Origin of the sequence: Bifidobacterium sp. UBA744, assembly GCA_002298605.1 — a bacterium.
In the GTDB taxonomy this organism is placed as follows: Bacteria; Actinomycetota; Actinomycetes; order Actinomycetales; family Bifidobacteriaceae; genus Bifidobacterium.
The window spans coordinates 3,875-25,999 of sequence record DBKS01000024.1 but is presented as its reverse complement, the minus strand read 5'-3'; the positions used below and the strand labels follow the sequence as shown (position 1 = coordinate 25,999).

Genomic DNA, 22,125 nt, shown 5'->3' with positions numbered 1-22,125 from the left:
GGCTCGGCGGGCATACGCCAGCCGTGCACAAAAATATGATTGTACCGTATGCTCTCGATTTGTCGAATCGGCCCGGTGCGGCGAAAATGGGTGTCATGAGCATCGGCGAGTTTGACGATTTCTATGCGATCATCCCTGCGGGCGGCACGGGCACGCGGCTGTGGCCGTTGTCGCGCGCCGCGTGCCCCAAGTTTCTTTATGATTTGCTGGGGTCCGGACGGTCCATGCTGCAGGCGACGTTTGATCGGCTGACGCCGTTGGCCGGTGCCGGCCATGTGGTGGTGTCCACGGGCGCGCAGCATGAGGCCGCCGTGCGCGAGCAGTTGCCGCAGCTGGGCCCGCAGAATCTGTTCACCGAACCGGTGCCGCGCGATTCCATGGCCGCCATTGCGCTGGCCACGACCGTGCTTGCCAGGAGGCATGGTCGCGATATCGTCGTCGGTTCGTTTGCGGCCGACCATGTGATTCGCGACAATCGGGCCTTTGCCGAGTCGGTGCGTCAGGCTATCGCCGCCGCGCGGGCCGGCTATGTGACCACGATCGGCATTGCCGCCACGCGTCCTTCGACGGCGTTCGGCTATATCCGCCAGGGGCGGTCGTTGGCGGATCGGATCCCGGACGCCCCGGATGCCCGTATTGTGGAGCGATTCGTCGAGAAACCGGATGCGGCCACCGCGCTCGCGTACTTGTCGACGGGCGACTATCGCTGGAACGCCGGCATGTTCGTGATGCGCGCCGATGTGCTGCTCGACCGGCTGCGTGAATTCAAGCCTGAGCTCGCCGAGACGATCGACCGCATCGCCGATGCGTGGGTGGACGGTCCCGACGCCCGTTTGGTGGCGATGGACCGGTATTGGCCCGGTCTGGAGAAAATCGCCGTTGACTATGCGATCGCGGAGCCGTTGTCGCTGGCCGGGGGCGTGGCCGTGGTGCCGGGCGGTTTTGGCTGGGATGATGTCGGTGATTTCAATTCGCTGGCCGCTTTGCTGCCAAGTGTGACGCGCACGAATGTCAAGATCGCGGGAGATGCGGAGCGGGTGTCGTGTCTTGATTGCGCCGGGGACGTGGTGGTTCCCGGGTCCGGTCGTCTGGTCGCGTTGCTGGGCGTGGATGATCTGGTGGTGGTGGACACCCCGGATGTGCTGCTGGTGGCACCTCGCGCCCGTAGCCAGGAGGTTAAGGACATGGTGGCGCATGTGCGTGAATCCGGGCATGTCGACGTGTTGTGACCGGCTGGGTTCCGCCGCAATGGTCGGAGGGTGTCGGCCGCATCACATCTGTGCGGTTCTGTCCGCTTTTGTGAGTATCTTAGCTATTGGAAGGAAGCAGCATGATGGCTGGTTTCACCGGCCGACGTGTTTGTTTTCACGAGATATGAAAGGACCGACATATGGCCATCAATCCGCCCGTTGACGCCACCCAGACCCCCGCCTGGGCCGCTCTGCAGAAGCATTACGACGAACTCAACGCCGAGGGAATCAGCCTCAAGCAGTGGTTCGCCGAGGACCCGGAGCGCGTCGAGAAGCTGAGCTTCGACGCCGGCGATCTGCACTTCGACCTCTCCAAGAACCTCATCAAGCCCGAAACCCTGCAGCTGTTCGCCAATCTGGCCAAGGACGTCAAGCTCGACGAACGCATCCAGCAGATGATCTCCGGCGTGCACATCAACAACACCGAGGATCGCGCCGTGCTCCACACCGCGCTGCGCCGCCCGGTCGAGGACGAGGGCAAGTACATCGTCGACGGACAGGACACGGTCAAGGATGTGCGTGACACCCTCGATAAGATCTACGCCTTCGCCGACAAGGTCCGTTCCGGCGAATGGAGGGGCGTGTCCGGCAAGCGGATCACGACCGTCGTCAACATTGGCATCGGTGGTTCCGACCTGGGCCCCAACATGGCCTATGAGGCGCTGAAGCCGTACGCCGACGCCGGCATCTCCGCCCGCTACATCTCCAACATCGATCCGAACGATCTGGCCGAGAAGACCAAGGGACTTGATCCGCAGACCACTCTGTTCATCATCGTGTCCAAGACCTTCACCACGTTGGAGACCCTGACCAACGCCCGCGAGGCCCGCACCTGGCTGCTTGAGGGACTGAAGGCCGCCGGTGCCATCGACGGCTCCGACGCCCAGAACGCCGACGCCATCAAGAAGCATTTCGTCGCCGTGTCCACCGCGCTCGACAAGGTCGAGGCCTTCGGCATCGACCCGGAGAACGCCTTCGGCTTCTGGAACTGGGTCGGCGGCCGCTATTCCGTCGATTCCGCCGTCGGCACCTCGCTGGCCGTGGTGCTCGGCCCGGCCCGCTTCGAGGAGTTCCTGCATGGCTTCCACGAGATCGACGAGTACTTCGTCAACACCCCGTTCGAGAAGAACGTGGTCGCCCTGCTCGGCCTGCTGAACGTGTGGTATCGCAACTTCTTCAAGGTCGCCGCCCACGCCGTGCTGCCGTACGACCAGTACCTGCACCGCTTCCCGGCATACCTGCAGCAGCTGACCATGGAGTCCAACGGCAAGTCCATCCGCTGGGACGGCACCCCCGTCACCACCGAAACCGGCGAGATCTTCTGGGGCGAGCCGGGCACCAACGGCCAGCATGCCTTCTACCAGCTGATCCACCAGGGCACGCAGCTGATCCCGGCTGATTTCATCGCCTTCGTCAACACCCCGAACCCCGCCAAGGACGGCGATCAGGACGTGCACGAGCTGTTCCTGGGCAACTACTTCGCCCAGACCAAGGCCCTCGCGTTCGGCAAGACCGCCGACGAGGTGCGCGCCGAGGGCACTCCGGAGCCGATCGTTCCGGCCCGTGTGTTCGAAGGCAACAAGCCCACCACGTCGATTCTCGGCGTGTCCCTGACCCCGTTCGCGCTCGGCGAGCTGATCGCCCTGTATGAGCACATCACCCTGGTCGAGGGCACTGTGTGGGGATTGGATTCCTACGATCAGTGGGGTGTGGAGCTCGGCAAGCAGCTGGCCAAGCAGATCACCCCCGCCATCTCCCAGGATGACGAGGCCCTGGCCGCTCAGGATGCCTCCACCCAGTCTCTGATCAGGTTCTACCGCAAGCACAGGGAGTTCTGATTCGTCGGAACGCCAATCGGCAATAAATGACAATGTGCCTTCCCCGCACGCTGCGGGGAAGGCACATGTGGTTGTGGGAGGGGCGTCAACGGCATAAACCGGCCGGATGGCTGCGCGTGTCCGGCCGCCGGCGTATCAGCGCGCCGGAGCCGGACCGGTCGAATCGCGGACGATGAGATCGGCTTTCACCAGATCGACGCCATGCTCGGAATGATTGGACTGCGGGGCCTCCATCTCGCCGAGCAGCGCCAGCAGACGCTTGGCGGCCCCGATTCCCAGTTCCCCGAAACGCTGGCGTACCGTGGTCAGCGGCGGCAGATAGTTGTCGGCGCCGGGAATGTCGTCGAAACCGACCACGCTGACGTCCTGCGGCACGCGCAAGCCATGCTCGTGCAGCGCCCGCAGCGCCCCCACGGCCTGATTGTCGTTGGCTGCGACGATGGCGGTGGGCAGCGGCTCCCCGGCGGCCTGATATTCGTCGATGGCGGAGCCCACCGCCAGATAGGCGTCGTTGGCGTCCCAGGACGCGTCGTGAAGATAGTGGGTGGCGATGGACAGCTCGTTGGCGTAACGCGTCCAGGAGACCTGCCGGGTGACGGCGTCGCGCCAATTGTCCGGCCCCGGGACGTACATCGCGTGGCGGTGGCCGAGTCCGGCCAGCAGATCCGCGATGTCGTGCATGGCCGAACTCTGGTCGATGCCCATCAGGGCGATGTGGCTGTTGCCCGTGGCCGTCACCGCTTCGGCGATGGACACGCCGCCGTGGGTGGAGGTGAGGATCACGCGCGGCACCACCGCATCCATGCGCAGCGCTGCGAGCAGCATCTCGTCGGTGGGGGTGATGAACACGAAGGCGTCCACGTCCTGTTCGCTGAAGCTCCGGGACGCCGAACGGAACCCATGGCTGGAGAACTCGGCTTCGGGGACGATCGCCACCGACAGGAACATGTCGTGGCGGCGGATGCCGGTTTCGATCGAGGCGAGCGTGTTGATGGGGCCGAAGTAGTTGATCGAGCTGGCGATCAGGCCGATGGTGCGCGACCGGTTGGAGGCCAGGGCTCGCGCGGAGTTGGAGCGCCGGTATCCGAGCTGCGCGATGGCCTGCTCGACTTTCAGCCGGGTGGCGGCCGAGACGTCGGGGGAGTTGTTGACCACGCGCGATACCGTCTGATGGGATACGCCGGCGATTTTGGCGACCTCGAACATGGATGGGCGTTTGCCGCCGTTGCGTCTTCCGTTGACGCCGTTCATATATCTCTGCTTCTTCCCGTGTGCGTGTACTGCGACTTCCTCAGCTTACACGGTGTGCGATGGAGGTGTGAACGATCACATCAAATGCCAACTGACGCGATGCAGCGGTGTCGGGCCGAGCTCGGCGATGGCGGCCTTGTGCGCGGCCGACCCGTACCCCTTGTTGCTGGCCCAGCCGTATGCGGCCCATTCGGGGTGCGCGCGCGCGAGGTCCTTCATGAGGTGGTCTCTGGTGACCTTCGCGATCACCGCCGCGGTGGCGACGGTCGCGCAGTGCTGGTCGCCTTTGACCTTGGTGCGCACATGCGGCGCGAAGGGTATCGCGGGGGCGTCGAAGGTGCTGACCGCCTTGGTGATGTAGTCGTATGGCCCGTCGAGAATGGCGCCCACGCGGGGTGACGGCCCGTCGGGAGCGTCGAGGTCGCCGAGTTCGTCCAGTGTCCGCTCGACCTGCTTCAGCGCTCTGAGCGCCGCCACGCCGAGTGCGTGCCCGATGCCCCATTCGTCGATTTCGTCATTTGACGACGACCCGACCGCCCAGGCCGTGCACCACTGGGTCAGCTCGTCGTATATCGCTTCGCGGCGGTGCTCGGTGAGCAGTTTGGAGTCGGCCACGCCCTGCGGCACGTCAATGGCGTCGGCGTTCAGATCGCATGTGCGAATGGCCGCGGCGCCCACCATGACCGGGCCGGCCAGCGCACCGCGACCCACTTCGTCGAAGCCGACGACAAAGTCGTACCCCTCGGCGGCCAGCTCGCGTTCCATGTCCAGCGTCGGGGTGATCACCGGCTCACGCTTCCCGATGGCACTTGGGCGAATACCTCGTGATGGGAGTCCAGCAGACCGATGCGGCTGATCGGCCAGTAGGTGAGTACGGCCTTGCCCGTTACATCGTCCAGGGGAACCAGACCGCCGTCGCCGTCGTCCTGATGGAAGCGGGAATCGGCGGAATGGGCGCGATTGTCGCCCATGACGAACACATGGCCGGCCGTGACGGTGACTTTGAACGAGAAGGAGCTCGGATCGCTGCCGGGACGCACATAGGCGCTTTCGTCCACCGCCACGCCGTTGATGGTGATCGGATAGCCGGCGCCGGCGCATTCCACCACATCGCCGGGCAGGCCGATCAGCCGCTTGATCAGATACCCGTTGCCGCCTTGCGTCTGCTCGTCGCCCAGCCAGTTCGCCGGGTCCTTGAACACCACGATGTCGCCTCGTTGCAGCTGCGAGGCCGGCAGGATCTTGGTGCTGATCGTCACCACGCGATCATCCGGTGCGATGGTGTCCATCATGGAACTTGAGGGGATCCAGTAGAGGGGAAACACGAAAATGCGCAGCAGCAGCACCACGGCGACGGGCACGCCGCACCATAGCAGCATGTCCTTGAGACCGAAGGAGTCGGTCGCCTTCGACGGCGCGGATCCGGGACGGCCGGTTCGGGCGTGCAGGCTGCGGGCGCGTCCGGGCATGGGGGACGGGTCGATGCCGTGGTCGGCTACCTGGAAGGTGTGATCGTCGCGCTCGGCGCCGAAATCGTCAGGCTGCATAACCCCTCCTTGACATAACGGTCTCAATCATACGCGGCGTCATGGCGTCCGATGCGGCGCTCGGCGGCGTTCGCAGGATTCCCGGTGCCGGGTCGGCGGGCGAACCGGTTCGAGTACAATGGCCGGAGCATGTGCCGGGGGCGGTTGCCGCAATGTCTTGGGCGTGCGTGCCAAAGGAGGTGTTCGATGGTCGGAATGCGCGATGTCGCCCGCCAGGCCGGGGTGTCGCTGAGTACGGTGTCGTTGGTGGTGAACGGCAGCGGGTATGTGTCCGCGCGGATGCGCGCCAGGGTCGAGGCCGCGATGGAATCCCTGAATTACGTTCCCAACGAGCTGGCGCGCAACCTGTATCGCAACCGCACCAATATGGTTGGTGTGATCGTGCCGACGGTTCGCCACCCGTTCTTCGCCACCATGGTGGCCGGGCTGCAGGGGCGTCTGTCCGAGGCCGGATTCCGCACGGTTCTGTGCTCGACCGCCGGTATGGGATCCGGCGAGGAGCGGTATGTGGACATGCTGCGTCGACGCATGATGGACGGGATCGTCATGGGCGGCCGCACGTCGCATCCCGCCGACTATTGGGCGTCGGTCAATCGGCCGATCGTGGCGTTCGGCCGATATCTGGGGCCGTCGATTCCGTCGGTCGGTTCCGACCACGAGCAGGGCGGCGAGCTGGCGGCCACCATGTTCGCGCTGTCCGGCGTGCGGCATGTGGTGGAGGTCGGCGGGCCGCGCTCGCGATGCGGCGAGCCGTCGTCGCGGGCGCCGGTGGATGGAGATGCCGGTTTTCCGCCGATCCGCTATCATCAGGCCTTTGAGCGGACGCTTGATATGGCGGGCATCCGCTGGGATTATCTGGAAGTGCCGGAGAACGGCGATTGCGAGGCGTGCGGGCGCGCGGCGCAGGAGGCCTTCGAGCGTTTTCCCGAGGCCGATGCGATTGTGGCGCCCGATATGGCTGCGGCGTTCTGCGTGCAGGAGGCGCTGCGACGGGGCATCCGCATTCCCGACCATGTGCAGATTCTGGCGTATGACGGCACATATGTGACCGATCTGGCCGGCATGCGCATCACTTCGATTCTTCAGGATTTCGATGCCATTGCCGACAAGGTGTCGCAGCGGATGATCGCGGCGATCACCGGTGTTGGGGGCCGGGGCGCCGGTGGGATGGCCGCCGGGGCTTCGGAGGCTTCGCTCGGGGGCTTATCCGCTGGCCCTGCCGGCGTGGTGGCTGATCTGGTTCCCATGCAGGTTAAGATCGGCGAGACCACGCGCATGACCGACGCCGTGCATCAGCTGCTGTTTGGCGGCGTCCGGCCCCAAACCGACTGACGGTCGTCTTGTCGCCCCCCATTCAACGGCAGGGGCCGGGGTCGCGCGATGCAACCCCGGCCCCTGCCTGTGAGTGGCGTGGCCTGGAAGGTCACGCGGTTTTGATGCTGTTCTGCATCTCGTCGACGAACTTCTGGCCGGCCTCCTGCGGGGTGAGCTTGTTGAAGAGCACGTCCTGCATGTAGCGGTTCAGCGTCTTGTCGATGTTGGAGGCGCCGTTGGGTTCGAGCTCGAGCGCGGTTCCGGGGCGTTCGGAGAGGCTGGAGATGTACTCGAGGGTGAGCTTGTCGGTGCCGGAGCTGGCGTCGGTGACTTCCTTGAGGATGGTCTTGTTGGCCGGGATGCCGCGCTCGGTGCCCATGATCTTGCCGGCTTCCTCGTTGTTGATGAGGAAGTTCACCAGTTCGGCGGCGGCCTTCGGGTACTTGGTCTGGCTGTAGACGGACCACAGCATGGACGGTCGCACGATGGTGGCGTCGCCCGCCTTGCCGTCGGTGGTGGGCAGATATTCGAGGCTGACGTTTTCGGTGCCGAGGGCCTTGGCGTAGGCGGTCACCTGGGTGGAGTGGGTCATGATCATGGCCTGCTTCTTCAGGCAGAAGTTCTTCTGCTCGGTGGAGGCGGCCAGATCCTCGGAGATCATTTCCGGGGTGGGTGAAACGTGGTCGCTGCTCCAGTCGAGCAGCGTGGTGAAGAACTTGGTGGCGCTGTCGGCGGTGAGGGTCATCTTGCCGTCGGTGTAGGGTTCGTTGCCGTTCTGGCGGGCCATGTAGTACAGGCCGTTGGTGTTGCCCGGGTCGCCGATGCCGTAGATGGTGCCGCCGGACTTTTCGTAGATCTGCTTGGAGAAGTCCGCCAGGTCGTCCCAAGTCCAGGTGGAGGTGTCGGGTAGGGTGAGGCCGAGCTCGTCGAGGATGTCGTGGTTGACGATGATGGCCTGCGAGGTGGAGGAGACCGGGGCGGTGAGCTGCTTGCCGTCGATCTGGGACGCCTTGACCAGGGATTCGTCGATGTCGGACAGGTCGAGCACTGATTGCTGCGACAGGTCGTACAGCATGCCCTGCGCGGCGTACTGGTTCGCCTGCATGGTGCCCATCTGCATCACATCGGGCGTGTTGCCGCCGGCTGACTGCGTGGCGAGTTTGTCCCAGTAGCCGGACCAATCGGAGTTCTGGCGTTCGATGGTGACGTTCGGGTGCTGCTGCTCGTACAGGTCGAGCACCTGATCGGTGATCTTGACGCGGTTGTTGGATCCCCACCACGAGATGGACAGGGTGATCTTGGCGTTGGGGTCGTCTTCGGCGCTGTTGGAATTGTCGGATCCGCATCCCGCCAGGCCCATGGCCATGGCGCAGGTGGCGGCGGTGAGGGCGACGGCTTTCTTGCCGTAGTTCGACATGGGGGTTTCCTTTCCTCGGTACTCCTCGCACTGCCCGACGACTTCGTCGGGATTGGGGGAACCGTCATGGTTTCCGTGTGCTGACGCAATGGTATAACGTTGGCGCAATGCAAGTCAAATGAAGGCAACATGTTTTTGGAAAAAATTTCCCTGAATTGGTCGAGCCGCACAAAAACGCACATGTTGCGTTTGTTTGCAGGCTGTATGCCGTGCCGGTGACCAGCTGAACATCACAATGCCGGGGCTTGGCGTGCGGCGCCGGCGTGTCGTGCCGCGGTCCGCCGACTACTGCCCCGGAGTCGCCAGCGTGCCCGACGATTCCCGCTCCACAATCTCGCAATGCCCCTGCAGCACCCGCCACGGCGACGTGTCCCTGTTGATACGCGAAATCAGCAGATCCACCGCCTCGGCGGCCTGGTCCGCCACATTCGTTTCGATGGTGGTCAGCGTCGGCGAGGAATACGAGCTCTCCTCCGTATTGCCGAATCCGGTGACCGCTATATCGTCGGGCACGCGCAGCCCCCGCCGCTCCAGCTCATGCATCACGCCGAAGGCCACCGCATCGGTGGAACAGACGAAAGCGTCCGGCCTGAGTCCCTCGTCCAGCATTCTGGCGGCAGCGCGCAAGCCGGTCCGGCGGTTCCACGGCACATCGCATTCCACCAGATCAAGGTTCACCTCAAGCCCATGCCGTTCCAGCGCATGCTTGTACCCGGCGAACCGCGGCCGGGATCCTCCCTGCCTCGGCTCCTCCCACCGGTCGATGCGCCAGCGTTCGGGCGCCCCCACCATGGCGATGGTCCGTCGGCCGGATTCGATGAGCCTGTCCGTCATGGCGTCGAACACGCCGGTGTATGGCACCGCGACCTGATCGGCGTGGCCGTAGGTCAGGTAGTCGCCCCACAGCACCACCGGCCAGTCCTGGTCGAGGACCGCGCCGCCGTCCTCAAGCTCGTGGATGATGTAGTAGAACCACCCGGCCGCGCCGGTTTTGCGAGCGGCGGGGGCGATGGCCTCCAATCCGCCCGGCACGTCCTCATAGGTGCTGATGACCACGCTGAACCCGCGTGTGCGGGCTGCGGCGATGATCGGCTCGATGGCTCGGAAGAAGAACCGCACGCGGCCCGACGGCAGCGCGATGCCGATCACGTCGGAGACGCCTCGTTTGAGCGACTGTGCGGTCGGATTCACCGTGTATCCCAGATCGTCGATCACTTGCTGCACGTGGGCGCGTGTCTCCGGTCGCATCCGTCCCTTGTTGTTGATGACGTTGGACACCGTGCGGATGGAAACGTCGGCCACTCGTGCGACATCCTTGATGGTGACGCGCTGTGCCATGGTCTGCGCTGCTCCTTTACATGGTCGTACCAGGCTCCATCGTATCGCCGCCGTGGCATGCCCGTCCATGGGCTTGCCGCCGGATCGGCCACGCTGGCCGTCTGATTGGTGATTTAGGCTTGGACGGTGAAAACGGTCGGCGTTGCCGGCTCGGAACGTCAAAAGAGAGGCAGTCAAGGAGATCAGCATGGCGGAATCTGAAGGCGATCGGCAATCCGCGTCCCGGCAGTCGGGCCGCTATGTCTTCCCCGGCGACAAATACGTGCGTCCCGGCATTGACGACCGTCCGGACCCCAATGTGGTGCTTTCGGACGCCGACAAGGAGGCCATCGCGCGTCTGGCGGTGCGCATGTCGAGCAACTACGCCGAACCGTCGGCCACGCAACCCGGCGTGCAGGCCACGCGCATGACCGCCGAAACCGCTCCCGCCGTGGCGGCCGCGACCATCGACGCCGCCGTGCCCGATCCCGAATCGTCGTTCCTTGACCTTCGCGACCCGATGGTGGCCGCCGACGGCACGCGTCCGAGCCGTGCCGATGTGCTGCGCCTGAAAATCGGTTTCGTGGTGGCGGCCGTGCTGTGCGCGATTCCATGGTCCGCGGCGACCGGCGTGCTGATGCCCGAACTGTTCGACCGGATCGATCATGCATCGGCCGTCGGGGCGTTCTGCCTGCTGAACGGTTTCGGCGCCGTGGTGGCGTTCGCCTCGCAGACGTTCTTCACGGCGGTGTCGGACGGCACCCGTTCCAGTCTGGGGCGACGCACCATATGGATTGTGGCCGGTGGGCTGCTCGCCGGTCTGATGATATGGGCGCTGTCATCCCTTGCCGACGTGGTGAAGGCTACGGGCGTGCTGACCTTGCTGTGGTGCGTGGCCCAGATATGCTACAACCTGATGCTCGGCCCGCTGGCGGTGTCGTTGTCCGACCGTGTGCCCGACAAGTTCCGGGCGTCGGCCGATTCGTGGTACGGCGCCGCGATGGTTGTCGGCCAGACGATCGGCGGGTTCGCCGCCGTGGCGTTTGTCGGCGACATCCCGCGCGGCCTCGGATGGGGCGCCGCGGTGCTGGCGGTGACGGGTGTCGTGACGGTGGCGATCTGGCCGCGCGAGCATTCCAGCCTCGAAATGCATCTGCCGGCCCATTCCGTCGACGAGGCGTTCTCCGTGCTGCGCGTTCGGGGCTTGGCGCCCGGATTCCGCCGTGTGTTTTGGTCGCGCCTGCTTGCCATGACGGCGATGGGCAGCGTGACGATGGTGGCGTATTTCTTTGTGAAGTTCCGCGTTGTCGGCGCCGGGCTCGGCGCGGACGGTGGTGCGGTGTCGGACGGAACGACGGTGTCGGAGCGGGCCGCCCTGCTGATCGCATGGATGGGCTTGGTGACGTTGGTGATGGCTCTGCTCGCCGCCCGCGTGTCCGGTCCGATCGCCGAGCGGATTGGCGCATGGTGGGCGTCGCTGGCATCGGCCGCGCTGATCGCCGTGGGAGCGCTGATGCCGGTGGTGATGCCGGATCGGATCGGCGTGCTGCTGTTCGCCGCGCTCGCCGGATTCGGGTTCGACCTGTTCAATGCGGTCGGCCAGGAGCTGGCGACGTCGGTGCTGGCGGATCCGCGCACCGCCGGCCGGGTGCTGGGCGTGCTGAATCTGGCGCCCGTGCTCGGTGCCGTGGCGTCGGCTGTGATCGTCGCCGCGCTGTTTGCGGCGACGGGCAATTTCACCGCGATTTTCGGTGCCGCGACGGTGTGCGCGCTGGCGTCGGCGGTGTTCGTCGTTTCGGTTCGCGGCGCGATCTCGGAATGATCTCGGCGCGATTTCGAAATAACGTGGTTGGCCTGAGCTCGCATTACACTTGGCTGGATGTCGGCTGTTCCGCGTCGCTCCGTCGCGGCGCGCAATGTATCGATCAATGATTGACGATCCGCACAAACGGAACCAGACAGAAAGGGAATGCCATGGGTGCATCCATCAGCGACCAGCTCACTCCTGAAGACGCTCGGTGGGCTGCTGAAATCGCCGCGAAGCTGGAGACGAAATTCGCCGCCGAGCGCGACCGCGAGGGATCGAAGATCCCCTATATCGCCGAGAGCGGCCGTTACGAGGAGGATATGGCCGAAACGTTCCCCGGTTGGTGGACGAATGGCTTCTGGCCCGGGATTCTCTGGCAGATGTTCGCGGCTACCGGCGAGGAATCGTATAGTGAGCCGGCCCGTCGCATCGAGCGGACCACGTTGGACGGTGTGATCAGCGCCTATGAGAAGCTCGACCACGATGTCGGGTTCCTGTGGCTGTTGTCCGCCGTGGCGGATTGGCGTTTGACGCATAACGAGTCGTCCCGCGTCCGCGGGCTGCATGTGGCCACGGTGCTCGCCGGGCGCTTCAACCCGGCCGGCCGCTTTATCCGGGCGTGGAACGAGTTGGGCCGCGAGGGCTGGGCGATCGTCGATTCGATGATGAACATTCCGCTGCTGTTCTGGGCCAGCGAGGAGACCGGCGATCCGCGTTTCGCCGAGATCGCCCGCCAGCATGCCGATACGATGCTGGCCAATGTGGTGCGCCCGGATGGTTCGTGCAACCATATTGTGTGCTTTGATCCGCTAACCGGCGAATTCCAGGAGGCTCCGGCCGGGCAGGGCTATGCCGCCGGTTCGAGCTGGTCGCGTGGCCAGTCGTGGGGCATTTTCGGCTTCGCCCGCGCGTATCGCCATACCGGCGACGAGCGTTATCTCGACGCTGCCAAGCGCGTGGCGCATTATTTCTGCTCGCAGGTCGCCTTGACTGGGGGCATTGCGCTGATCGACTTCCGCCAGCCCGCGGAGCCGAAGTTGTTCGATGCGATCGCCTCGTGCGTGGCCGCGGACGGCCTGATCGAACTGGCTGAGCTGGTTCCCGAGGCGGAGCGCGGCTTCTACCGTTCCTGGGCGTTGCTGATCCTGCACGCGGTGACGGAGAAGGCCTGCGATTTCGATCCGGGGCATGACGGCGTGGTGCAGCTGTGCTCCGACAAGTATCATGACGGCCGCATCCATGTGCCGATCATCTATGCCGACTACTTCCTGCTGGAGTCGATTCTTCGCCTGCAGGGTCGTGCCGCCGATCTGTGGTAGGCGAGCCGTTGCGGGCGTCGGGATGGCGTCGGGATGGCGTACATCTGCTGGCGTCCGCATAGTGAATGCCCGGCGTCTCGCGCCGAGGGCGATGGTCGCTGAGTAGCTCGTGGCAACCCAACCGCTGCCGGGTGATCCGGCGTGGCGGCCCCGTAGCGTCTCCACGCCGGATCGCTGTATGTGCGTGGCCCTGATGGCACTGTCGGACCGTGTTGCACGCCACGCCGTGCTCTGCGTCGATATCGGTGTCGCAGTAGCGCTCTTGGGCGATCATTTTTGATCATTTGCACTCAGCTGCACTCAGGCTTTATGATTTCCGCTAACAGTTGATCATCAACAATGAAGCAGTGGTCAACTGCGGCATATCACCATCACGTCATGGGTGATGCGTGCCCTCTGCAGGGTGCGGGGTGATATGGCAACCCGACACACAGTAGTGAAAGGTACCAGGAACATATGGCCAGTAGAGAAGAACGGTCTCTCGGGTCGCGCAGGCGACCAGGGGGAGGATATTGGAAGTCGCTGTCCAAAAAAGCCGTGGTGGGTCTCGCCTCCGTTGCGATGTTCGCGCCCTTCGTGGTGACGGGCACGACCGCGTATGCCGCACCGACCGACCCGATCGACGTGGTGGTGAATGGCAGTGACGTGGCGTCCGCCGCCAACAACCAGAACGGTCTGACCTTCAAGGGCTTCGGCGTGCTGAGCGCCAACTCCACCAGCTCGCTGCTGATGGATTACAAAGCCCAGCATCCGGAGGCCTACTGGCAGATGATCAACGTGCTCTTCGGCGGCGACAACCCCATCATGAACACCGTCAAGGTAGAGATGGGCAACGACCGGAACACCTCCACCGGACCGAACGCCGCGACCATGCGCAGCCGGGACGAATATCCGAATGTCAAGCACGAGCCCGGCTTCCAGCTGGCTGCCGACGCGCTGAAAGTCAACCCGAACGTCAAGGTGAGCATCCTGCGCTGGCGTTCCCCCGCATGGGTGACCGGCAACGATGATGTGTATACGTGGTACAAGAACACCATTCTCGCCGTCTACCGCGAATACGGTTTCATGGTGGATTCGGTAAATCCGCACATCAACGAGTCCGGTCCGGACTTCAACTGGACCAAGGAGTTCAAGAACCGCGTCAGCACCGACGAAACCGGCTTCGTCGGCGCCGGCACGGTGAAGGACCTCAACGGCAACGACGTGCAGGCTTGGAGCAGCGACACCGAGAAGGAGCTCTTCCACAAGATCCGGGTGGTCATCTCCGACGAGGTGGGCACCGGTTCCTTCGGCGACGACATGCTCAGCGACGAGGAACTGCGCGACGCCGTGGACATCGCCGGCTACCACTACAACACCGCCGATCAGGGCGACAACTTCAAAACCCTGGCCGACCAGTACGACAAGGAGATCTGGAACTCCGAAGCCCAAGCCAGCTTCTCGGTGATGGCCGACCGTCCAAACAACACGATGAACCTCGGTTCGGGCGAAGGCAACGGCACCAACAACGGCGAAAACAACGGCACCTCGGGCACCGGCATCGGCGGCATCAACTCCGCCCTCGAAATGGCGAATACCTTCGTCAAGGGCTTCACCAGCTCCCGTCGCACCAACTTCGTCTACCAGCCGGCCATCAGCGCCTTCTACGACGGATTCCAGTATTCGTCGAAGGAATTGATCACCATGCACGACCCGTGGAGCGGCGCGATCAACTGGGACGGTGCGCTCGCGGTGCTCGAGCAGGTGTCGCGCTTCGCGAAGACGGGCTATGAGACGAACGCCGACGACAAGGACGCCAACGGTATCTGGCGCGGCATTCCGAACGCCAGCCGTTCCGACATCACCGACGGCAACCCGCCGGGACGCGGTTCCGGCTCCAACAGTTCCCGCGGCGGCGCAACCAGCTACATGACGCTTGCCGCACCGGACGCCTCCGACTTCTCCACCGTGATCGTCAACGATTCGCAATACGCCAAGACGTATCGCATCAAGGCCGAAAACATGAACCTTGGTGACGATGCGACGATGGAGCTGTGGGAGACCCGTGCGGCCGATGAGGGCCAGGCCTATGACGCCAACTACGTCAAGCCCTTCTCCGAGCTGCAGCCCAATGCCGAGGGCTACTACGTGTTCCAGGTCAAGCCGTGGAGCATCGTCACTGCCACCACGCTCGACAACGCCGAAAAGACCGCTGGCGGCACGCTTGCGGCCAAGGACGGCAAAGGCAGCCAGATGCCGACCAACGAGGAATACGTGGACGGCAATGACTACGCCGTGCTCGACACCGACGACTCCGGCGACAAGAACGGCGACACCGGCAACAACCTGATCTACGCGGACGACTTCGAATATGAAGGCAAGACGGTCCAGATGGACCCGGACGATGCCTCCAAAACCGAGGACTACCTCGAGTCCCGTGGCGGCGACACCGGTGCGACCCCTCGCTACACCAACGACACCAACGGCGCCTTCGAGGTCGTCAAGACGGCCAACGGCAACCATGTGATGCGCCAGCAGGTGGGACCGGGCATGGACAGCGGCAAGTTCAACGGCGGCGCATGGAACGGCGGCGACCCGGTCACCACGATCGGAGACTACCGCTGGGCCAACTACACCGTCTCCACGGACGTGCTCTTCGAAGCCAACCAGGGCAACGCCACCGTGGGCGCCCGCCAGTGGGGCAACAGCGGCAACGGCAAGAACAACGCCGTGGCCCAGCTGCGGGTCAAGCCCGACGGATCCTGGGACTTCATGCGCTACGGCACCGTGCTGCAGTCCGGCACGGCACCGGCTGGTTTCAAAACCGGGGCAAACCAGTGGAACAACATCGCCGTCAAGGTGCTGGGCAGCGTCTACACCGCCTACATCAACGGTCAGGAAGTCGCCACCTACACCGACTCCCAGCCGCAGGCCACCGGCCGCGTCCAGCTGGGCTCGAGCTTCGACTTCGTGCAGTTCGACAACCTCAAGGTCGAACAGATCGAAGGCGCCACACCGTACTACACGGATCTGATCGACAACATGCACCAGCGCAGCTGGGAGAACAACTCCACCGCCGTGCTCAGCTACAACGAGAAATGGCAGCATCTGAACGGCCAGGGCATGTACGTCTATAAGCGCTCGATCTCGAACTCCACCGGCAAGGGCGCGACGCTGACCTACACGTTCAACGGCACCGGCATCGACCTCAACGGCGCGAGCTCCGGCAAGGCCAAGCTCAATGTAACCGTGGACGGCAAGGTCGTGGCGCTTAACGCGACGACTGCGGCCTCCAGCAACACCCAGCCCACCACCTACGAACTGCGCGGCCTGCCGGATGGCGATCACGAAGTGACCTTCGAAACCGCCACGGACGACGGCATCTCCATCGACTACGTAGGTGTTGTCAAGGTGGGCGACGTGAATTCCGACGCGGTGGATCTCACCGAGCTGAAGGCCGCGATCGCCGAGGCCGAACAGCTGGACGAAAGCGAATGGAACGCCGAATCCTGGGCTGTGCTTGCGGCTAATCTCGAGATGGGCGAACAGGCTGTCGACGACGCCTACGGCTATGGCCTCGACGCCGAGGGCGCCAACCAGATCGCCGCCCGCATCCGCACCGCCATCAGCGGCCTGGTGGATGTCAACACCGCAACCGAAGTGAAGAACCTCGGCCTGGTCAGTGCAGTGGGCAAAGCCGAAGGCCTGCCGGACACGGTGACCGTCGACGGCGAGGCCGTCTCCGTGAAATGGGACGCTGCCGCAGCCGAAACGGTGGCCAAGGCCGCCGACTACACCAAGGTCACGGTTTCCGGAGTCACCGCCGAGAAGCTCGCGGACGGCCTGCTGTACCACTTCACCGCCGAGTATGAGGTGCTGCCGAGCCTGAACCTCGCGTACTTCATAGATTCCGGTGCCGGCGACAGCTCCCCCGAATACGCCGCCGTGAAGTCGGCGATCCCCGGGCTGTCCAACGCCGTGGCCGATCAGCCGGCCTCCGGCAACGCCTGGGGTTACAGCGCCAACGCATCCGTGAAGGGCGGCACCAATCCGGACGACAAGTTCAGCACCGGCCTGTACGTCACGGCCGGCGACAAGAACCAGAACACCCTGGAATACACGCTGCCGCTCACCGCAGGCTCCTACAATCTCACCGCCGGTTTCACCGAATGGTGGGGCAACCAGAACCGTTCGATGAAGCTGCAGGCCACATGGACCGAGAACGGTGAAACCAAGACCGTCGACGGCTCCGAACTTGCGGCGATTACCGCGACGGGGCAGACCTCCACCGGTACGGTGTCGTTCACCCTTGCGGCGGATGCCACGGTGACCTTCAAGGCGGTCAAGGTCGGCAACGCCCCGGTGATCTCTTGGCTCGCCGTCGAACGGCAGGCCACCCCGCTGGGCGTGATCGCCGCTGAGCAAGGCGGTGACCTGCCCGCGGAGGCCAACGGTTCCAAAGTCGCTTGGGATGCCGAGTCCATTGCCGCGTTCGCAAAAGCCGCAGCCTACGACACGGTTGACGTCAAGGGCACCGTCGCCGTCGGCGACAGGCGGCAGGCGGTCAAGGCCACCGTCGAGGTCATCCCCTCCGGTCTGACCTACTACATCGACTCCGGAACCAACGGACAGGAATCCCCGCAGTACGCGGCGGTGAAATCCGCGGTGAAGGATCTGCGAAACAACAAGGTGGATCAGGCTTCCGACGGTTCGACCTGGGGCTATGACGCCAACGGAGTGAAGGTCAAAAGCGGCACGGACGTCAATGACAAATACTCCACCGGCGTGTACCAGGACACCACCAAGCAGATCTACTATCTGCCGCTTGAAGCCGGTACATACACCATCACCGCCGGTTTCACCGAATGGTGGAACATGGACCGCTCGATGTACGCCACGGTGAACGTTGACGGCGCGGAGCTCGCCAAAGGCACGGTGCCGCTGTCCGGTACCAACAGCCGTGTCAAGCACGAGCTGACCTTCACGCTGGACAAGGCCGCCACCGTGCAATACGTGGTGACGAACGAAGGCGCCGGCGGCCAGAAGCCGGTCATTTCCTGGCTTGCGGTGAACGAAACCAAATAAGCCGCATGCATCCCCTCACGCGGTGGCCATGCACCTCCTCCCGCATGGCCGCCGCCCCTCCCCATGGTAACGATGTGCCGGCGGTCATCGCCGGCAACGAGAAAGGACAATATATGAAGAGCAATGCAATCACCCGTGCGCTTGCCGGCGTCGCCGCCGCGGCGCTCGCGTTCGGCGGCCTGGCGCTGGGCGTCGGGTCCGCCTCCGCGGCCGAAGGCGACACGGCGGCTATCAACTACCAGATCACGCTGAACGGTGACGTTCAGGGGCATACGTTCAAGGCGTATCAGCTCGCCTCCTTCAACAAGGTGAAAAGCGATGGAACGGACATCAAGTCCATGGAGCTGGTCACCGATGCGGATCTCAGCAAGATCATCGCCGATCATGCCACCGCGGCGGCCGTCAAGTCGGACGGCGTGGGCGCCGACAAAGAGAAGGCGCTTCCTCAGGCCTATACCGACAATCCCGCGGGCTGGGTGGCCACATGGCGTACCGACGATGACGCCGCCGCCATCCGCGCATTCGTCGACGGACTGGCCGGCAGCAATGACCTGGGCACTCCGGACAAGACTGTGACCGTGAACGAAGCCGTCAATGCCACGGTGCTGGATTTCGGCACGAGCGGAACCTCCGCCGGATGGTATCTCATCACCGACACCACCGACACCGGTGTCACTCTGGGAGCGCCCATGTTGGTGGGCACCACCTACATGAGCAAGACGACGCTTAACGGCGTGGCCTTGGGCTCAGCCACCATCAAGGCCGAGGCCGGCGTGGAGGCTCCGACGAAGACCGTCGACAAGGCGAGCCAGTCCGTAAACGGTACGGTCACGTATACGATCACGGCGAAGACGCCGTCCACCGCAGTGGACTCCGGCTACGTCTACACCTTCGTCGACACGCCTTCCGCAGGCTTGAAGCTGACGACCACCGGTCTGAAGGTCGAAGTGCAGGACGTCAATACGGATGGCAGCCTCAAGGTGGACGAGCAGGGCAATCCCGTGTATCGCACGCTGAAGTCCCGTTCGGACTTCAAGGCCCCGTCCTCCGACGTGACCGGCGATGGCTCTAAGACCTTCGAAATCGCGTTGCGCAACGTCAGCAAGCTGCCCGCCGGCGCCGCTCTGCGCGTGACCTACACCGGCGTGATCGTCGACCCCGCCTCCGACGCCTATGACCAGGCCGGCATCGCCACCGTCACCAACAGCGTGGTGGTCAAGTACGGCGCCACCGATGCCACCGCGACCACCGCCTCCTCCTCCGCTGCGGTCAAGGTCTACAAGGGCTTCGGCTTCACGAAGATCGCCGCCGACACCAAGGCGGCGCTTGCGGGGGCCAAGTTCCGCATCACTCCGGGCGTCGGCGGATTCGTGGACGATTCGCGTTCCGTGAGCGTTTCGGGTGAGGACGGCAAGGTCTCCTTCGCCGGATTGGCCGCAGGCACCTACACCGTCACCGAAACCGAGGTGCCGGACGGCTACTATAGCGAGATCAAGCCGAGCTTCGAAGTGACCATCAATGAGAATGGCACCGTCAGCTTCGGCAAGGACGCCAAGTGGGATTTGGTGAATGTCGCCGATCAGTCCCAAGTGACGGTCACCAACGTCAACAGCGTCACCCAGTTGCCGTCCACCGGAGGCATGGGCATCGGCCTGCTCGCCACCGCGATTGCGCTGGCGGCCGGAGCGGGCGTGTTCTTCTCCGCCAAGTCGGTGAGGAGCCGTCGTCTCGCGGCCCGCTGATCGCGTCGACGCGATGCGAGGCAAGGCCCGGCGCGGCGCGACAGTTTCGGCTGTCGTCGCCGCGCTGTGCATCGCCCTTGCTCTCGCACTGTCGGTGTGGTTCATCGCTTCGCGCCATGCGGCCCAGAATTCGCAGCGGCAACTGGTGGAGCAGGCCCAGCAGGCGGCCCGCCAGATGCCGCGCGGCGCCGCCGACGAAGCCATTGAGGCCGCCCGGGCCTACAATCAGCGACTCGCTGAGAAGGGGCAGGACGAGCTTGGATCGATTGCCGATCCGTATACCGCGCTGAAACTCCATCGCGTCGGCAGCGGCGCGGTCGATGACGGCACCACCGACGCGGATGCCGTTTCGAACGCCCAGGGATCCGTGTCGGCCGACGATGATGAGTACAACGCGCTGCTCGATTCGGGCGGCGGCATTATGGGCGCGGTATCGATTCCCAAAATCGGCGTCAGCCTGCCGATCTATCACGGCACATCCACAACGGTGCTGGCTGCGGGCGCCGGGCATCTGTATGGCACGTCCCTGCCGGTCGGCGGCGAGTCGTCGCATGCGGTGATCACGGCCCACCGAGGACTGGTGTCGGCCGAGATGTTCACGCGACTGGACGAGATGAACGTCGGTGACGATTTTTCGCTGACGGTACTGGGCAAAACCCTGAACTATCGTGTCGATCGCATCCAGGTGGTGGATCCCGACAATGTCGAGCCGCTGAAAATCGTGGCCGGCGAGGATCGGGTGACGCTGTTGACCTGCACGCCGTATGGCGTGAATACACAGCGGCTGCTGGTTTCGGGGGTGCGTGTGGCTGACGGCTCGACCGATTCGTCGTCTGCGAAAGATTCCTCCGCGATGATGAGCCGTGGCAATGCGCTGAAAACCGCTGTGATAGTCGCCGGGTTCATCGTGCTGTTGGGCGTCGTGTATCTGCTGGTGTCCGCCGTGCCGAAGACCGGTCGGTCCCGCCATGCGAGCGGCCGAATGCGCCTGTAGGCGGTAGGGCGTCGGGATGGCGCGTACATCTGCTGGCGTCCGCATAGTGAATGCCCGGCGTCTCGTGCCGAGAGCGATGACGTAGAGTCTTGCTCAGTTCGGCGAAAAGCCGGGCGAACGACGTAGCTGGCGCCTATTGCGAAAGGAGGTTCGCCATGATGACTGGGACTGCTCTGCACAGTGCACACAATGCAATCGCGACCGATGTTGTCGCCTTCGAGCTGCCTGAGCGAATTATTATTCCGTCGTCGTTGGCGGACTGATAGCGCATCACAGCTGTGCCCCGCCAACGAACGCAGGGCATCGGACAAAATCCTTACGGCCCTGCTTCGAGGCGGGGCTTTTGCATAATTGAACGTTGTTTCCCGAGTAATGGACCGGAGTATTGCCATGGCGATGTTTCGGGTATGATGGTCGAGGTTTCAAGGACAAAATCCTTCAGCTGTATGACCGCTAGGAAACGAAACAACGAAATACGGGTTTTCAACCGAATATTTGAAGGAGTGTGCCAATCATGGCAGCAACTATCTGGTACGAGAAGGACGCCGATCTGTCCGTGTTTGACGGCAAGAAGGTCGCCGTCATCGGCTACGGCTCTCAGGGTCACGCCCACGCGCTGAACCTGCGTGATTCCGGCGTCGACGTCGTCGTCGGCCTGCGTCCCACCTCCAAGTCCGTCGAGTACGCCAAGGAGCAGGGCCTCGAGGTCAAGTCCGTGGCCGACGCCACCGCCGAGGCCGACGTGGTGATGATCCTTCTGCCGGATCAGTTCCAGGCCAAGGTGTTCGCTGCCGAGATCGAGCCGAACCTCAAGCCCGGCGCCGCCCTGGCCTTCGCCCACGGCTTCAACATCCACTACGGCTACATCAAGCCCACCGAGGATCACCCGGTGTTCATGGTCGCCCCGAAGGGCCCGGGCCACATCGTGCGTCGTGAGTACGCCGCCGGCCGTGGCGTGCCGGTCGTCGTCGCCGTCGAGCAGGATCCGGACGGCAAGACCTGGCCGCTGTGCCTGGCGTATGCCAAGGCTCTGGGCGCCCTGCGCGCCGGCGCCATCAAGACCACCTTCAAGGAGGAGACCGAAACCGATCTGTTCGGTGAGCAGGACGTCCTCATGGGCGGCATCAACCACCTGTGCGACCTCGGCTTCGACGTGCTGACCGAGGCCGGCTACCAGCCGGAGATCGCCTACTTCGAGGTGTTCCACGAGCTGAAGATGCTGGTCGACCTGGCGAACGAGGGTGGTCTGAACAAGGCCCGTTGGT

The 22,125-nt window shown here is 64.1% G+C and carries 14 protein-coding genes; 9 read left to right on the top strand and 5 right to left on the bottom strand.

Annotation, left to right across the window (positions count from 1 at the left end):
- Window positions 1-95 precede the first annotated feature (95 nt).
- Entirely contained in the window at window positions 96-1,229 is a 1,134-nt protein-coding gene (locus tag B2994_RS02560; RefSeq protein ID WP_291526834.1) for a mannose-1-phosphate guanylyltransferase, read from the top strand.
- Between the two features lie 161 nt (window positions 1,230-1,390).
- Window positions 1,391-3,088 carry a glucose-6-phosphate isomerase gene (pgi, locus tag B2994_RS02555; RefSeq protein ID WP_291526833.1) on the top strand — a complete coding sequence of 566 codons (1,698 nt, stop codon included), beginning with the start codon at window positions 1,391-1,393 and terminating at the stop codon, window positions 3,086-3,088.
- A gap of 135 nt (window positions 3,089-3,223) precedes the next feature.
- Here pgi and B2994_RS02550 read toward each other — a convergent pair whose 3' ends face one another.
- From B2994_RS02550 to lepB, 3 genes are all read right to left on the bottom strand, one after another.
- Window positions 3,224-4,339 (bottom strand): LacI family DNA-binding transcriptional regulator, encoded by a 1,116-nt coding sequence (locus tag B2994_RS02550; protein WP_291526832.1) that lies wholly within the window; start codon window positions 4,337-4,339, stop codon window positions 3,224-3,226.
- 75 nt (window positions 4,340-4,414) lie between these two features.
- Window positions 4,415-5,125, bottom strand: coding sequence for a ribonuclease HII (locus tag B2994_RS02545; protein ID WP_291526831.1), 711 nt, complete (start codon window positions 5,123-5,125; stop codon window positions 4,415-4,417).
- Entirely contained in the window at window positions 5,122-5,886 is a 765-nt protein-coding gene (lepB, locus tag B2994_RS02540) for a signal peptidase I (RefSeq protein ID WP_291526830.1), read from the bottom strand. Before lepB ends, B2994_RS02545 begins: the two co-directional genes overlap by 4 nt.
- 186 nt (window positions 5,887-6,072) lie before the next feature.
- Between lepB and B2994_RS02535 the strand changes: the two genes are divergently transcribed.
- Window positions 6,073-7,218, top strand: coding sequence for a LacI family DNA-binding transcriptional regulator (locus tag B2994_RS02535; protein WP_291526829.1), 1,146 nt, complete (start codon window positions 6,073-6,075; stop codon window positions 7,216-7,218).
- A gap of 91 nt (window positions 7,219-7,309) precedes the next feature.
- Here the strand turns inward: B2994_RS02535 and B2994_RS02530 are convergent, their stop codons facing one another.
- Window positions 7,310-8,617 (bottom strand): ABC transporter substrate-binding protein, encoded by a 1,308-nt coding sequence (locus B2994_RS02530; RefSeq protein ID WP_291526828.1) that lies wholly within the window; start codon window positions 8,615-8,617, stop codon window positions 7,310-7,312.
- 285 nt (window positions 8,618-8,902) lie between these two features.
- Window positions 8,903-9,955, bottom strand: coding sequence for a LacI family DNA-binding transcriptional regulator (locus tag B2994_RS02525; RefSeq protein ID WP_291526827.1), 1,053 nt, complete (start codon window positions 9,953-9,955; stop codon window positions 8,903-8,905).
- Between the two features lie 187 nt (window positions 9,956-10,142).
- Between B2994_RS02525 and B2994_RS02520 the strand changes: the two genes are divergently transcribed.
- The 6 genes from B2994_RS02520 to ilvC form a co-directional block, all read left to right on the top strand.
- Window positions 10,143-11,756, top strand: a complete 1,614-nt coding sequence (locus B2994_RS02520; protein ID WP_291526826.1) for a hypothetical protein — start codon at window positions 10,143-10,145, stop codon at window positions 11,754-11,756.
- Between the two features lie 152 nt (window positions 11,757-11,908).
- The gene (locus B2994_RS02515) at window positions 11,909-13,060 is read left to right on the top strand and encodes a glycoside hydrolase family 88 protein (RefSeq protein ID WP_291526825.1); all 1,152 of its coding nucleotides are present in this window, start codon (window positions 11,909-11,911) and stop codon (window positions 13,058-13,060) included.
- A 456-nt stretch (window positions 13,061-13,516) separates the two neighbouring features.
- Window positions 13,517-18,124 carry a family 16 glycoside hydrolase gene (locus B2994_RS02510; protein ID WP_291526824.1) on the top strand — a complete coding sequence of 1,536 codons (4,608 nt, stop codon included), beginning with the start codon at window positions 13,517-13,519 and terminating at the stop codon, window positions 18,122-18,124.
- Between the two features lie 113 nt (window positions 18,125-18,237).
- Window positions 18,238-19,866 carry a SpaA isopeptide-forming pilin-related protein gene (locus tag B2994_RS02505; protein WP_291526823.1) on the top strand — a complete coding sequence of 543 codons (1,629 nt, stop codon included), beginning with the start codon at window positions 18,238-18,240 and terminating at the stop codon, window positions 19,864-19,866.
- Between the two features lie 13 nt (window positions 19,867-19,879).
- Window positions 19,880-20,860: a class C sortase gene (locus B2994_RS02500; RefSeq protein WP_291526822.1), complete on the top strand. Its 981-nt coding sequence runs from the start codon at window positions 19,880-19,882 to the stop codon at window positions 20,858-20,860.
- 514 nt (window positions 20,861-21,374) lie between these two features.
- Window positions 21,375-22,125, top strand: a 751-nt coding sequence (gene ilvC / locus B2994_RS02495; protein WP_291526821.1) for a ketol-acid reductoisomerase, incomplete at its 3' end; no start/stop codon positions are given.